Source organism: Pseudomonas sp. MD330_10, from assembly GCF_042610415.1.
GTDB classification, from domain to species: domain Bacteria; phylum Pseudomonadota; class Gammaproteobacteria; order Pseudomonadales; family Pseudomonadaceae; genus Aquipseudomonas; species Aquipseudomonas rhodesiae.
Genome location: NZ_JBHGZU010000006.1, coordinates 64417 through 79132, shown reverse-complemented (window position 1 = coordinate 79132; position 14716 = coordinate 64417). Strand labels below are relative to the sequence as shown.

The window sequence follows — 14716 nt, the reverse complement described above, 5'->3', positions numbered from 1 at the left end:
AACCGACCGCATGTATAAGCTTGAAGTCCAAGACCTGCATAAACGCTATGGCAGTCATGAAGTGCTCAAAGGCGTATCCCTGGCCGCTGCCGCCGGTGATGTGATCAGCATCATCGGTTCCAGCGGTTCGGGCAAAAGTACCTTTTTGCGCTGCATCAACCTGCTGGAGCAACCCCACGCCGGCAAGATTCTGCTCAATAACGAAGAGCTGAAACTGGTGGCCAACAAGGACGGCGCCATGAAGGCGGCCGACCCCAAACAGCTGCAACGCATGCGTTCGCGCCTGTCCATGGTGTTTCAGCATTTCAACCTGTGGTCGCACATGACCGCGATTGAGAACGTGATGGAAGCCCCGGTGCATGTGCTGGGCGTGTCGAAGAAAGAGGCCCGTGAAAAGGCCGAGCACTACCTGGCCAAGGTCGGCGTGGGCCATCGCAAGGATGCGTTCCCCGGCCACATGTCCGGCGGCGAGCAGCAGCGCGTGGCGATTGCCCGTGCCTTGGCGATGGAACCGGAGGTGATGCTGTTCGACGAACCCACCTCGGCGCTCGACCCGGAATTGGTCGGCGAAGTGCTCAAGGTGATGCAGGACCTGGCTCAGGAAGGCCGCACCATGGTGGTGGTGACCCACGAAATGGGCTTTGCCCGTGAAGTGTCCAACCAGTTGGTGTTTTTGCACAAAGGCATCGTCGAAGAGCGCGGCAACCCCCGTGAAGTGCTGGTGAACCCGCAGTCCGAGCGTTTGCAGCAGTTCCTTTCCGGCAGCTTGAAGTAGCCACTCCTTGTGAGCGCTGCTTTATGTGGGAGGGGGCTTGCCCCCGATAGCTGAGTGTCAGTCAGCACATCTGATTCTGATACGCCGCAATCGGGGGCAAGCCCCCTCCCACATTGGATGTTCATCGTTTTTGAGATTTGTGTTCATTTACGGGCTAGCATTGGCCCACGGCTTCTTTCACTGTTTTTGCTTCGGATAGCCCTCCATGACTGCCCATCGAATTGGTTTCCTGATCTGGCCCAGCACAAAAGCACTCACGCTTGCGCTGGCTGAGGAGGCCTTGCGCGTGGCCCAGCGGGTGCATCCGGAGGTGGTGTACGAACTCTCGTTTTTGCAGGCAGAACCGCCAGTCGACGGTGCCTGGCAACTACCGGGTGAGCCCTGGGCCGGTAAGCTGGAGGGCTTTCAAAAGTTGTTCCTGCTGGCGGACGAGCCACCGGCCGTCATCGCTTCCCAACTCAGCACCGCCCTCAAGCAACTGGTGCGCACCGGCTGCGTGATCGGTGGGCTGTCGGCCGGGGTTTATCCATTGGCCCAGCTCGGCCTGCTCGACGGCTACCGCGCCGCCGTGCATTGGCGCTGGCAGGACGATTTCGCCGAGCGATTCCCCAAGGTCATCGCCACCAGCCATTTGTTCGACTGGGATCGTGACCGCCTGACCGCTTGCGGCGGCATGTCGGTGCTCGATCTGCTGTTGGCGGTGCTGGCCCGTGATCACGGCGCCGAACTGGCCGGTGCGGTGTCGGAAGAGCTGGTGGTCGAGCGTATCCGCGAAGGCGGCGAGCGTCAGCGCATTCCGCTGCAAAACCGCCTGGGCTCCAGCCATCCGAAGCTGACCCAGGCGGTGCTGCTGATGGAAGCCAACATCGAAGAGCCGCTGACCACCGATGAAATCGCCCAGCATGTCTGCGTGTCACGACGACAACTGGAGCGCATCTTCAAGCAATACCTCAATCGCGTTCCCAGCCAGTACTACCTGGAACTGCGCCTGAACAAGGCGCGCCAGATGCTGATGCAAACCAGCAAATCGATCATCCAGATCGGCCTCTCCTGCGGCTTCTCCTCGGGGCCGCACTTCTCCAGCGCCTACCGCAATTTCTTCGGCGCCACCCCACGCGAAGACCGCAACCAGCGCCGCAGCAGCAGCCCGTTCGAGCTGTCCTCGGTGCCGGCCGAACGCGGCTGAAAACTACCTCACGTCTCCATCGGCTCCGGTGTCCCCGGCGGCGGCAGCGGCACGCCATGCTCGTCGAACATCGCCGCTTCCACGCCGAGTTCGTAGCCAGTCTGCTGATAATACTGGCGCAGCAACTCGATGCTCTCGTCCGACAATGGGTTGCCACTCAGGTCGGAGTCGTCGTTAATCGGCAGAGGCATTTCCAGCAGATCGCTGGGCAGGTGCTCGATTAGGTTGTCGCTGGCATCCAGAATGCGCAGTCGCCCAAGGTTGAACACGCCGATTGGCACTTCGGTCATGCCGCAGTTGTGCAGGTAAAGGGTGGTCAGGCGCTGCAGGTTGCGCACATCCGGTGTGATGCCCAGGGTGTTGTCGCTCAAGTCCAGATAAATGAGATTTTCCAGACTGGCCAGTTGGCCCGCGCTCTGTGGGGTCAGGCGGATCATGTTTTCTGTCAGCGTCAGGTTACGCAGCGAATGCAAGGCGAACACCGGCGCGGGGATGTCGCCCAGAACATAGCGTTCGATCACCAGATGCTTGAGATTAGGGAAGCACCGCAACAGGCCGTCGACGCTTTGGCTGGTGCCTTCGCCGATCAATTCAAGCAAGGTGACGTGGCCGAAGTGGGCGCGCAGCGTCGGCAGCGGCCCGAGTAACTGGCCGTGGAACACCAGTTTGTAAGTGTGATACGGCGGGACGTTGCCCGCTTCATCCGGTTCGACTTCCCGGCGCCAGCAGCTTTCCAGCAGCGCTTTGAAGTGCATGCGCCGCAGTTGTTCTTCGGCGCGGGCACCCACGTCCAGTACCGTATCGAGCAGCGGATCGCGGGTGGGCACATTGAGTGCCCATTCCTGCAACTGGCTGCGCAGCTGTTCGTACTCTTGGCCCAGGCGCGTGATCTGGTGAGCGGCGCCATCGATGTCGCCAGGCAGATCGAAATAGATGCGTGCTTGTTCGGTGTCCGAGATGGCCGGATATAGCGCCCTGATCCGTTGCAGGTCCTCGGCGGGCGGAGTCGCCAGCCAGAACTCTCCGGTGGCCTGGTAGTAGGCTTTGATGCGGCGCAACGCTGGGCGCGACAGCGGGTTGGCGGACAGGTCGACCCTGGCCGCTACGTTGACGGGCAGGTTGAAGGCTTGATCCGGCAGGTTCTCCAGAGCGTTGTGGCTCAGGTCCAGATAGGTGCGGGGCGGCAGCGACAGCAGGTCGGCGGGAATCTCGGTCAGGCCGGTATTACTCAGTGACAGTCGGCTGAGCCGCGTCAGACGGCGCGTATCGGGAATATGTTCGAGGGGGTTGTCGCTCAAATCCAGCTGTTCCAGGTTGACCATCCCCGACAGTGCATTGGCGGCCAATGGGGTCAGGCGCAGCCGCGTGCGGTTCAGGCTCAATTGGGTGAGCTGGCGCAGGTTGGTGATGCTCAAGGGCAGCGCGTCCAGGGAGTATTGCCGCACGGTCAGCCGTTTCAACGCGGGGAAAGCTTGCAGGAACGCTCCCAGGCGCAGCTCGGCACCAGCGCCGTGCAGGCTGAGCGCTGTGACGTGGTCGAAGGTGGTATGCAGGCTTGGCAGTGTGCCGCTGACCGGTTTGCGCAGGGTCAGTTCATAGGCGTTGGTAAGGCCCTGATGCTGCGCATCGAGGGGGATTTCGCGCCGCCAGGCCGCCTCCATATCCTGCAGAAACAGGTTGCGGTAGGTGCGCTCGGCGGTGGACAGCAGGGGCGCGTCGGCCCAGTCCTGCATGTCGCCACGGATGCCCAGGTACTCAAGTTCGAGACGGGTCAGGGTGATCCTGCCGGCCTCCAGATTGCCAGGCAGGGCAAAAATGAAGCGATTGATTTCGTCGCTGCTGAAAGTGGGGTACAGCTGTTGGGCCAGGGCCACATCCGCCGGATCGGCGCTGATGCCCCAGTGCCTGGCAGTGCGTTGGAAATGCGCCTTGACCCGCTCCAGCGACGCGCGCGACAGCGGGTTTTCGGACAGGTCGAGCTTGTCGCTGATGCGCGCGGGCGCATCGAACAGCTCGGCGGGCAGTGTCTGGATACGGTTGTGCGACAGCAGCGCCAGGGTCAGGTCCTGGCGAGTCAACAAGCCCGCAGGCAGTTCGGTGATGCCGGTGTGGTTGAGGTCAAGGTATTTCAGGTTCGGCATGTGCTCGACCGTGGGGGTGCGGCCCAGCGGGTTGTTGTACAGGTCCAGCGTGACCAGGCGGCTCAGAGCGCTGAGGCGGCCATAGGCTTCCTGGTTCAGACGCAATTGGCAGTCGCTGAGGATCAGCTCGTTGAGGTTGGGCATCGCGGCGATGGTTTCCGGAAGCCCCTCAAGCGCCAGGTGGCGAAGGGTCAGGTTGCGCAGCCGGGGAAACAGTTGCAGGAACGTATTGATCTGTAACGGCTGGCCGTCGCCGACCACTTCCAGGCGCGAGATGTGTTCCATGCGCGCCGACAGGCGCGGCAGTTCACCGATGATCGGCGCGGTCAGTTTGAGTACATGGCCGTTGCGCGACATGGCTTCGTAGTACTGATCCACCTCGGTTTCCTGGCGCCATGCGCGCCGGATTTCTGTGGCCCACAGCTCACGGTTGCGCCGCGCGTAGTCATACTCGGCTTCACTCATTGGGGCTTCGCTGACCGCGCGAAAACGTGGGGTGCTGGACACCCACAGCAACAGGCCGACATCCAGCCTCATGTATTCGTTTTTCAGCGTCACCAGGGTGGCCAACGCTCCGCCGGGTCGGTTCTCCAGGGTCTGTACCAGATCGCGTACCTGTTCGGCGGACAGCGTCGGCAGTAAGTCGTGGGCGCGTTGTTCGAGGGTCAACTCCTGGCTGGAGCCGGGTTGCGGCGCATCGGCGGGCCGATAGCCGTCCATGCCGCCACGCAGGCGCATAAAGGCTGGGTTGTAGGGTGGCTTGATCAGCGGATCTGTATGCAACAGTCGGCGCAAGGGTTCGCGCCCGAGTGCGTGGGCGGCAATCGCCTGCTTGAGCCGTTCGCCTTGACCGATATGGATGTTCAGCGCGTCGCGGCGGGCGTCCGGCAGGGCCTGGAGGAGGGCGGTGTAAAAGTCGCTGCTGCCAAAGAGCGCGTTCTGCTGATCATAGGGAACGTAGTCGCCTTCCACGGTGTGCACCAGGACGCGGCGCACTTCGGCATCCTCGGGACCGATGGCGTCAAGCAGCGTGCCGTTGACCTGGTAGCGGCGAACTTCCAGGCGCGTACTGGCCTGCCATCCTGGCAGGTTTTCCAAGGAGTGCAGGGCCAGCCTGGGGGTGTCTGGGCTGTCGCTGGCTTCCAGGTACAGGCCTTCGTAGGCGCGGGTGGTCCTGACTTGCAGTTGCGCCCAGTCGGCCAGTTCTTTCAAGCGGGCGGGCACGGTGGCCCGGTCCAGTGCGCGCAGCTCGTCGCCGTCGGCACCGGCGAGGATTTCTTCGGCGACGCTGGTGGGCAAGCCGGGGTTCGGTGCGGCGTCGATGATGCGCTGCACGCGGGCATTGCGCGCGGTTTCCAGGCCGCGATAGTGGGCGTCGAACAGCGCAAAGCGCTTATTCCATGCTAGCCGCGCGAGGCGTTTGCGCCACGCGTTCGCACGGGTTTGCGCCGAAGACGGCGGCGTGCCGAATGGCTCCTCCAGCAGGCTTTTGCGCTCAGATTCGTCCAGGCTTTCGATCAGTACCCGCAGCAGGTCACCGTTCTCCAGTTGCGCCTGATGCACCTGCACCACGCTGGCCTCACCGTTGCGAGCAAACTCCCACAGGGTGTTGCCCCGAGGATCGAGGAATCGCAGGGTTCGGGTTTGCGGCCACGGTTCGTAGGTGACCACCAACTGCAGTTGGATACGCGGATCGGCCTGTCGATAGACCGCCGGGTCGTCGCTGTTCATCTGGGTGACGAAGTCTTGCAGGCGCTGGTCGAGGGTGAAGCGCTTGAGGCTGTCGGCCAGCAGCGGCGGCGGGGGTTGCTGGTTGATGTGCATGTGGCGCAGCAGGTTGTCGTGGGTGGCGCTGATGTCCTGGGCCTGTTGCAGGCGCGTATCGCTGAGGTTGTCGACCTGATGACCCAAGCGCCTGAGCAGGGTGGGCGTGTCCCAACTCAGCGGGCGTTCCAGCTCGGTGAGCCAGGCGCCGTGGCCATTGGTCATGACGCTGGGGCGATAGGCGTCGGCGCGCGTGGGATGCTCAAGGGTATGGCGCCCGGATGTCGCGTCTGTGCGCAAATGGTAGTACCCATCGCCAAGGCGCAGCACGGGCTTGCCGTGGTGCCAAAGGATGCCTTGTGCGTCCGGGCGCAGGTCCTTGGGAATGCTCAGGTCATGGCGATAGGGCGCCAGGTCGGGCTTCCACAAGCGGGTATCGCCGCTGGGCCTGGTGACCGGACTGAGCGCGTCGATAAAGCCCAACACATTGGCCGGCAGGGACGCGCGCAGCAGGTCGGCTGCAATGGGCAGGCCGACGCCGAACATCCCCAGTTGCACCAGTTGCTCGGAAAACGACAACGCGTGGCCAAGCGCCTCGCGCCTTTGGCCTTCGGCCCAGTCGACAATTCCCTCAAACGCGTCGTCGAGTAGTTGATAGGCGCTGTAGCCCAGTACCAACGCTCCCAGCGGCGGCACGAACGGCGTGGCGATAAACGCGAGGATTTGCAGCAACGTACTGCCGATCTTTTGCAGCACCGCCCAGCGTTCCCAGCGCGCTTGCTGATCGACACTGGCCGTGGACACCGCTTGGGTGCGCGCATCATTGAGCAGTTTATTGAGCTTGACCTGATACAGGTGCTCGAACAGATCGCCGGCGATGGGCATCGGACGAAACTGCAGGTTCGGCCGGACCACTGCGGTTTCGCGCCAGTTGGCGGTCGATTCGCCAGGGATGTGCGCATGCCAGGTGACCTGGGTAAGGCGTTGGTTGAGGTCGGCAAAGAACCTACCGAGGTCCTCGTGAGCGACAAAGCGGCTGAAAAAGCGCTGGTAATCCGGATCGCGCAATTGCTCGCACAACGCGCGCATAAACGCCTGGCCGCTGGGGTAGCGCTTGATCGGGTGCTGCGGGTCATCCGGGATCCAGGCGATCACCGGCACCACGCTGCGGCTGGTCGCCAGGTCGTCGGCGAACAGCACGATGCCGGCCAGTCGGGTGGACAGGATACTCAGCTCATACCGCAACAGAGGCTGGCAACCGTTAGCGCTGTGGGCTTGGCCATTGAGCAGGCCAATAACGCTGTCATAGCCACTCTGCGGCAGGTCTTGCTTGAGCAGGGCCATGTACAGCGCGCATTTCAGGGCGCTCATGTGGCTGTGTTGGAGACGTTGCCGCAGGCGGGCCTGGGCCACGGCGTTATCCAGGTCAAGGTAGTCGCGCAGGTAGCGCTGATACGCCGCGCCGATGTCGAGCTGGCGGCACAGCGCCGTGAATTGCGCGACTGTGATCTGCGCGGCCACCCCAGGCAGCGCTTCAAAGTGCCCGGCGGCCGTGGGTCGGGTGCTAAAGGTGGAGGCGCTGTCATAGGCATCGACTGCGGTTTCGCTGGCTTCAAAGTTGTGCAGCGCCGCCTCGATCAACGACACCGACCAGGTGCGCGCGGCGCCGGGTTTGACGGTGAAACCGGCGATTTTCAGCGGGATATAAAGCTGCAGCCAGGTGCTCCTCACGTCGATGCTCACGCCGTATTGCGCCTTGAGCGCCGCTTGCAGGTGCTCGGCGCCAAAAGCCTGGGGGCTTTTGAGCTGCGCCATGGCAGTGTCCACCGAGTTCTGGGCAATCCAGGCCTGGTCATTGAGGCGCTTGAGCGTTCGATGCTGCGCCGCGCTGGCATTGTTGTACCAGTCGGCGACTATCGATTCGGGCTGGGCCAGGTCGCTGCATCTGTCGGGTGTGATGTCGGCCAGCCATGGGGGCAGGGCGTTTTTCAGGATGTCGTAGTGGGGAACGGAGGAGGTGGGGAGTTCAGTCACAAGGGCTCCAGGGCAAGGTCAAGAAGCCCTCAGCAAACCAGTTCGCGTCGTGCAGCCTGTGGTAGCCGGTTAGGGCTGCGCGAAATTTGCCGATGGGCCGTAATCGAACCTGCCCACGGAGCGGGCGCACGGTTTAAACTGCGCCATTGCGACGCTATATGTCGCATTGCCGTAAACCCGCGTAAAACCGGGGTTGGCGCTATAAGAAGTTGTCGCTTGGCGGCAAGGTCGCGCTGAAAACTGTCCTTACAATCCCTGCATCGCCCGCCAGTTCCAGGCAGGCGTTCCTCTTCAGGAGACTCCGATGTCCGTTGAGCAAGCCCCGGTGCAACGTGCCGATTTCGACCAGGTCATGGTTCCCAACTACGCACCTGCCGCGTTCATCCCTGTGCGTGGCAAAGGTTCCCGCGTCTGGGACCAGGCCGGTCGCGAGCTGATCGACTTTGCCGGCGGCATCGCGGTCAACGTTTTGGGCCATGCCCACCCGGCGCTGGTCGGCGCGTTGACCGAGCAGGCCAACAAGCTGTGGCATGTCTCCAACGTATTCACCAACGAGCCGGCGCTGCGCCTGGCTCATAAGCTGATCGACGCCACCTTTGCCGAGCGCGTGTTTTTCTGCAACTCCGGCGCCGAGGCCAACGAGGCCGCGTTCAAGCTTGCGCGCCGCGTGGCGTTCGACCGCTTCGGCAGCGAGAAGTACGAGATCATCGCGGCGCTCAACAGCTTCCATGGCCGTACCCTGTTCACCGTCAACGTCGGTGGCCAATCCAAGTACTCCGATGGTTTCGGGCCTAAAATCACCGGCATCACCCACGTTCCTTATAACGACCTGGCCGCACTGAAAGCCGCCGTTTCGGACAAGACCTGCGCCGTGGTGCTGGAACCGATCCAGGGCGAAGGCGGCGTGCTGCCGGCCGAGCTGGCCTACCTGCAAGGCGCCCGCGAGCTGTGCGATGCACACGATGCGCTGCTGGTGTTCGACGAAGTGCAGACCGGCATGGGCCGTAGCGGCCATCTGTTCGCCTACCAACATTACGGGGTGACCCCGGACATCCTCACCAGCGCCAAGAGCCTGGGCGGCGGTTTCCCGATCGCGGCGATGCTTACCACTGAAGCGCTGGCCAAGCACCTGGTGGTCGGCACCCACGGCACCACTTACGGCGGCAACCCGCTGGCATGTGCAGTGGCCGAAGCGGTGATCGACGTGATCAACACCCCTGAAGTGCTGGCGGGCGTAACGGCCAAGCACGCACTGTTCAAGGCGCGCCTGGAGCAGATCGGCAAGCAGTACGGCATCTTTACCGAAGTACGCGGCATGGGCCTGCTGATCGGTTGCGTATTGAGCGATGCATTCAAGGGCAAGGCCAAGGACGTGTTCAACGCAGCCGAAAAAGAAAACCTGATGATCCTGCAAGCCGGCCCCGACGTGGTGCGTTTCGCTCCGAGCCTGGTGGTGGACGAAGCAGACATCAACGAAGGCCTGGATCGTTTCGAGCGTGCGGTTAAAACGCTGACCCAAGCCTGATACACATCTGTCTGTCGGACCGGATCAAGTGTGGGAGGGGGCTTGCCCCCGATGGCGGTGTATCAGTCACAGATGTATCAACTGACAGACTGCTATCGGGGGCAAGCCCCCTCCCACACTGGAATATGCCCACTTGAAGATATGTGGTGTTCCTGACCTGTTCGGTATTTTTTTTCTGTGAGTTCTAGAGTTAAGGAGTGACACCATGCTGGTGATGCGCCCCGCGCAAATGGCTGACCTGGGCGAGGTACAGCGTCTGGCTGCGGACAGCCCGATTGGTGTCACCTCCTTGCCGGACGATGTGGAACGCTTGAGCGACAAGATCGCCGCCAGCGAAGCCTCCTTCGCGGCCGAGGTGAGTTTCAACGGTGAAGAAAGCTATTTCTTCGTGCTTGAAGACACCGAGACCGGCAAGCTCGTCGGGTGTTCGGCTATCGTCGCCTCGGCCGGCTATTCCGAGCCGTTTTATAGTTTTCGCAACGAGACCTTCGTGCACGCCTCCCGCGAGCTGAAGATCCACAACAAGATCCATGTGCTTTCCCAGTGCCACGACCTGACCGGTAATAGCCTGCTCACCAGTTTCTACGTGGTGCCGGAGCTGGTCGGCTCGCCGTGGTCGGAACTCAATTCCCGCGGGCGCCTGTTGTTTGTCGCCAGCCACCCGGAGCGCTTTGCCGATTCGGTGGTGACCGAGATCGTCGGCTACAGCGACGAGAACGGTGACTCGCCGTTCTGGGACGCCATCGGGCGCAACTTCTTCGACCTCAATTACGCCGCCGCCGAGCGTCTGTGCGGGCTCAAAAGCCGCACCTTCCTCGCCGAGCTGATGCCCCATTACCCGATCTACGTGCCGCTATTGCCGGACGAAGCCCAGGAAGCCATGGGCCAGGTACACCCGCGTGCGCAGATCACCTTCGACATCCTGATGCGCGAAGGCTTCGAGACCGACCATTACATCGACATCTTCGACGGCGGCCCGACGCTGCACGCGCGGGTCTCGGGCATCCGCTCGATTGCCCAGAGCCGCGTGGTGCCGGTGAAGATCGGTGAGATGGTCAAGGGGGCGGGCCGCCAGTATCTGGTGAGCAATGCGCAGTTGCAGGATTACCGCGCGGTGATGCTGGAGCTGGACTACGCGCCCGGCAAACCGGTGACCCTGGACCTGGCCGCGGCCGAAGCCCTGGGTGTGGGCGAGGGCGCCAGCGTGCGTCTGGTCGCGGTTTAAAAGCAGAGTTTCGCGGGTGGCCCACGGCGGCCCGTTTGAGGAGATAGCATGATCGTTCGTCCCGTACGCAGCAGCGATTTACCGGCCCTGATTGATCTGGCGCGCAGCACCGGCACCGGCCTGACCACCTTGCCGGCCAACGAAGAGCGCTTGACCCACCGGGTGGGCTGGGCGGAAAAAACCTTTCGCGGCGAGGCCGGTCGCGGCGACGCCGACTACCTGTTCGTGCTGGAAAACGACGAAGGCCGCGTGGTGGGCATTTCTGCGATTGCCGGTGCCGTGGGCTTGCGCGAGCCCTGGTACAACTTTCGGGTGGGCCTGACCGTCAGCGCGTCCCAGGAGTTGAACATCTATCGCGAGATTCCGACGCTGTTCCTGGCCAACGACCTCACCGGCAACTCCGAGTTGTGCTCGCTGTTCCTGCACGCCGATTACCGCAACGGCCTCAACGGCCGCATGCTGGCCAAGGCGCGCCTGCTATTTATCGCGGAGTACCCGCAATTGTTCGGCAACAAGATCATTGCCGAGATGCGCGGCGTGTCCAACGAGGCCGGGCGCTCACCGTTCTGGGAAAGCCTGGGTCGACATTTCTTCAAGATGGAATTCAGCCAGGCCGACTACCTCACCGGCGTGGGCAACAAGGCATTTATCGCCGAGTTGATGCCGAAGTTTCCGCTGTATAGCTGCTTTTTGTCCGAGGACGCGCGCAATGTGATCGGCAAAGTCCATCCGGACACCGAGCCGGCGTTGAGCATGCTCAAAAGCGAAGGGTTCAGTTACCAGGGCTATGTCGATATTTTCGACGCCGGCCCGGCGGTGGAGTGCGAGACCACCAAGATTCGCGCGGTGCGTGACAGCCAGTCACTGGTGTTGGCCATCGGCACACCGGGGGACGACGCCACGCCGTTCCTGATCCATAACCGCAAACGCGAAGATTGCCGCATCACCGCCGCGCCCGCACGCCTGGCCGCCGGCACGCTGGTGGTCGACCCGTTGACCGCCAAACGCCTGCAATTGGTGGTCGGCGATCAAGTGCGTGCCGTACCGTTGTCCGCTGCTCGGGAGTCGAAATAATGAATTCGCTGTATATCGCAGGTAGCTGGCTGGCTGGCCAGGGTGAGCTGTTCGAATCACGCAACCCGGTGACCCAGCAAGTGCTGTGGGCCGGCAACGGTGCCACCGCCGAGCAAGTCGAGTCCGCCGTGCAGGCCGCACGCCAGGCGTTCCCGGCTTGGGCCCGGCGTACCTTGGAAGACCGCATCGCGGTGCTGGAAGCCTTCGCTGCCACCCTCAAGCGTCGCGCCGATGAAATCGCCCGCTGCATCGGCGAGGAAACCGGCAAGCCGTTGTGGGAAGCGGCGACAGAAGTCACCAGCATGGCCAACAAGATCGCCATCTCGGTGCAAAGCTATCGCGAACGCACCGGCGAGAAGAGCGGCCCGCTGGGCGACGCCACCGCTGTGCTGCGCCACAAGCCGCACGGCGTGGTGGCGGTATTCGGCCCGTATAACTTCCCCGGTCACTTGCCTAACGGGCATATCGTGCCGGCGTTGCTGGCGGGTAACACCGTGCTGTTCAAACCCAGCGAGCTGACGCCGAAAGTCGCCGAGCTGACCGTGCAATGCTGGATCGAAGCCGGGTTGCCGGCGGGCGTGTTGAACCTGCTGCAAGGCGCGCGGGAAACCGGAATCGCCTTGGCGGCCAATCCAGGCATCGACGGCTTGTTTTTCACCGGCTCCAGCCGCACCGGCAACCATCTGCACCAGCAGTTCTCCGGGCGCCCGGACAAAATCCTGGCCCTGGAGATGGGCGGCAACAACCCGCTGGTGGTGGATGAAGTGGCCGACGTGGACGCGGCGGTGTACACCATCATCCAATCGGCGTTTATTTCGGCCGGCCAGCGCTGCACCTGCGCCCGTCGCCTGTTGGTGCCGCAAGGCGCCTGGGGCGATGCGTTGCTGGCGCGGTTGGTGGCAGTCAGTTCGACCATTGAAGTCGGCGCGTTCGATCAGCAACCGGCGCCGTTCATGGGCTCGGTGATTTCCCTCGCCGCTGCCAAAGCCTTGATGGACGCCCAGGAGTTGATGCTGGCCAACGGTGCCGTGGCGCTGCTGGAAATGACCCAGCCCCAGGACCAGGCCGCCTTGCTGACTCCGGGCATCATCGACGTGACCGGCGTGGCCGAGCGCGAAGACGAAGAACTGTTTGGCCCGCTGCTGCAAGTGATCCGCTACAGCGATTTCGAAGCGGCGATAGTCGAGGCCAACAACACTCAGTTCGGCCTGGCCGCTGGCTTGTTGTCCGATTCCGAAGCGCGCTACCAGCAGTTCTGGCTGGAAAGCCGCGCCGGGATCGTCAACTGGAACAAACAGCTGACCGGCGCCGCCAGCACCGCGCCTTTTGGTGGGGTAGGGGCCTCGGGCAATCATCGCGCCAGTGCGTATTACGCGGCGGATTATTGCGCGTACCCGGTGGCATCGCTTGAGACCCCAAGCCTGGTGGTTCCGGCCACGCTAACCCCCGGCATTACGCTGATCTAAATGTGGCAGGGGGCTTGCTCCCGATGGCGGTGTGTCAGGCACCTGATTTATCAACTGACCAACTGCTATCGCAGGCAAGCCTTCTGCCACACTGGATTTGCGGTGTGTTGAAGACTTTTGATGCCTATAAAAACAGATGTTCGTGGAGCCTCGCCGATGAAATCCTATGAAGTCAATTTTGACGGTCTAGTGGGGCCGACCCATAACTACGGCGGTTTGTCCTACGGCAACGTCGCGTCCCAGAGCAACAGCCAGCAGTCTTCGAACCCGAAGGAAGCGGCGTTGCAGGGCCTGCAAAAAATGAAGGCCCTGATGGATATGGGCTTCGTGCAGGGCGTGCTGGCTCCCCAGGAACGTCCCGACGTGGCCGCATTGCGTAACCTCGGTTTCAGCGGCAGCGATGCCCAGGTGATCCAGCAGGCGGCCCAGCAAGCCATGCCGTTGCTGGTCGCCAGTTGCTCGGCGTCGAGTATGTGGGTGGCCAACGCCGCCACCGTCAGCCCCAGCGCCGACACCGCGGATGGCCGTGTGCATTTCACCGCCGCCAACCTCAACTGCAAATACCACCGCAGCATCGAGCACCCGACCACCAGCCGCGTGCTGGGCGCCATGTTTGCCGATCCGCAGCACTTCGCCCACCACGCCGCGTTGCCGGCGGTGGCGCAGTTCGGTGACGAAGGCGCGGCCAACCACACGCGTTTTTGCCGCGAATACGGCGAGGCGGGCGTGGAGTTTTTCGTGTTCGGCCGCAGTGCATTCGACACCCGCTACCCGGCACCGCAGAAGTACCCGGCGCGCCAGACCCTCGAAGCGTCACAGGCTGTCGCCCGCCTGCACGGCCTGAAGGACGACGGCGTGGTCTACGGCCAGCAGAACCCGGCGGTGATCGACGCGGGTGTGTTCCACAACGACGTGATCGCGGTGGGCAACGGCGAGGTGCTGTTCTATCACGAGGATGCGTTCCTCAATACCGAACAGATGCTCGGCGAACTGCAAGCCAAACTGGGCAAGCTGGGCGGCAATTTCCAGTCGGTGTGTGTACCGCGCGCCCTGGTCAGCGTCGAGGACGCGGTGCGCTCCTACCTGTTCAACAGCCAGTTGCTGACCCGCGCAGACGGCTCGATGCTGCTGATCGTGCCGGAAGAGTGCCGCGCCAACGAACGTGTCTGGCACTACTTGCAGGGGCTGACGGCCTCCGGTGGGTTGATTCGCGAAGTGAAAGTCTTCGACCTCAAGCAAAGCATGCAGAATGGCGGTGGCCCGGCGTGCCTGCGTCTGCGCGTGGCGTTGAACGAAACCGAACTGGCGGCGGTGAATCCAGGCGTTATCATGACCGCGCCGTTGTACGACACGCTGACCCAATGGGTCCACAAGCACTACCGCGACAGCCTGCGCGAATCCGACCTGGCTGATCCGCAATTGCTGCTTGAGTGCCGGACGGCACTGGATGAACTGACGCAAATCCTTAAACTGGGCGCGGTTTATCCTTTCCAGATCAATTAACGCCGCACGGCTGGGAGCATTTT

8 protein-coding genes are annotated in these 14716 nt (G+C 62.6%); 7 read left to right on the top strand and 1 reads right to left on the bottom strand.

Annotation, left to right across the window (positions count from 1 at the left end; all coding sequences use genetic code 11):
• Positions 1-10: 10 nt before the first annotated feature.
• Complete coding sequence (locus ACFZPT_RS11500; RefSeq protein ID WP_010208310.1) at positions 11-775, top strand: ABC transporter ATP-binding protein; 765 nt, start codon at positions 11-13, stop codon at positions 773-775.
• 205 nt (positions 776-980) lie between these two features.
• Entirely contained in the window at positions 981-1961 is a 981-nt protein-coding gene (gene argR, locus ACFZPT_RS11495) for a transcriptional regulator ArgR (RefSeq protein ID WP_034099944.1), read from the top strand.
• 8 nt (positions 1962-1969) lie between these two features.
• Here the strand turns inward: argR and ACFZPT_RS11490 are convergent, their stop codons facing one another.
• Entirely contained in the window at positions 1970-7900 is a 5931-nt protein-coding gene (locus tag ACFZPT_RS11490; protein WP_379555341.1) for a dermonecrotic toxin domain-containing protein, read from the bottom strand.
• A 304-nt stretch (positions 7901-8204) separates the two neighbouring features.
• On the opposite strand from ACFZPT_RS11490, the gene ACFZPT_RS11485 reads away from it, so the two are divergent.
• From ACFZPT_RS11485 to astB, 5 genes are all read left to right on the top strand, one after another.
• Positions 8205-9425 (top strand): aspartate aminotransferase family protein, encoded by a 1221-nt coding sequence (locus ACFZPT_RS11485; protein WP_034099940.1) that lies wholly within the window; start codon positions 8205-8207, stop codon positions 9423-9425.
• A gap of 205 nt (positions 9426-9630) precedes the next feature.
• On the top strand, positions 9631-10650 hold the full coding sequence (gene aruF, locus ACFZPT_RS11480; protein ID WP_034099938.1) for an arginine/ornithine succinyltransferase subunit alpha: 1020 nt from the start codon (positions 9631-9633) through the stop codon (positions 10648-10650).
• A gap of 48 nt (positions 10651-10698) precedes the next feature.
• Positions 10699-11724, top strand: a complete 1026-nt coding sequence (astA, locus tag ACFZPT_RS11475; RefSeq protein WP_034099936.1) for an arginine N-succinyltransferase — start codon at positions 10699-10701, stop codon at positions 11722-11724.
• Positions 11721-13190: a succinylglutamate-semialdehyde dehydrogenase gene (gene astD / locus ACFZPT_RS11470; RefSeq protein WP_177449834.1), complete on the top strand. Its 1470-nt coding sequence runs from the start codon at positions 11721-11723 to the stop codon at positions 13188-13190. Before astA ends, astD begins: the two co-directional genes overlap by 4 nt.
• A 156-nt stretch (positions 13191-13346) precedes the next feature.
• Positions 13347-14693, top strand: coding sequence for an N-succinylarginine dihydrolase (gene astB / locus ACFZPT_RS11465; RefSeq protein WP_034099933.1), 1347 nt, complete (start codon positions 13347-13349; stop codon positions 14691-14693).
• Positions 14694-14716: the final 23 nt, after the last annotated feature.

Coding starts and splice junctions, on each gene's coding strand:
- argR (WP_034099944.1), top strand. CDS start 981: ATGACTGCCCATCGAATTGGTTTCCTGATCTGGCCCAGCACAAAAGCA.
- astB (WP_034099933.1), top strand. CDS start 13,347: ATGAAATCCTATGAAGTCAATTTTGACGGTCTAGTGGGGCCGACCCAT.
- ACFZPT_RS11500 (WP_010208310.1), top strand. CDS start 11: ATGTATAAGCTTGAAGTCCAAGACCTGCATAAACGCTATGGCAGTCAT.
- astA (WP_034099936.1), top strand. CDS start 10,699: ATGATCGTTCGTCCCGTACGCAGCAGCGATTTACCGGCCCTGATTGAT.
- ACFZPT_RS11485 (WP_034099940.1), top strand. CDS start 8,205: ATGTCCGTTGAGCAAGCCCCGGTGCAACGTGCCGATTTCGACCAGGTC.
- aruF (WP_034099938.1), top strand. CDS start 9,631: ATGCTGGTGATGCGCCCCGCGCAAATGGCTGACCTGGGCGAGGTACAG.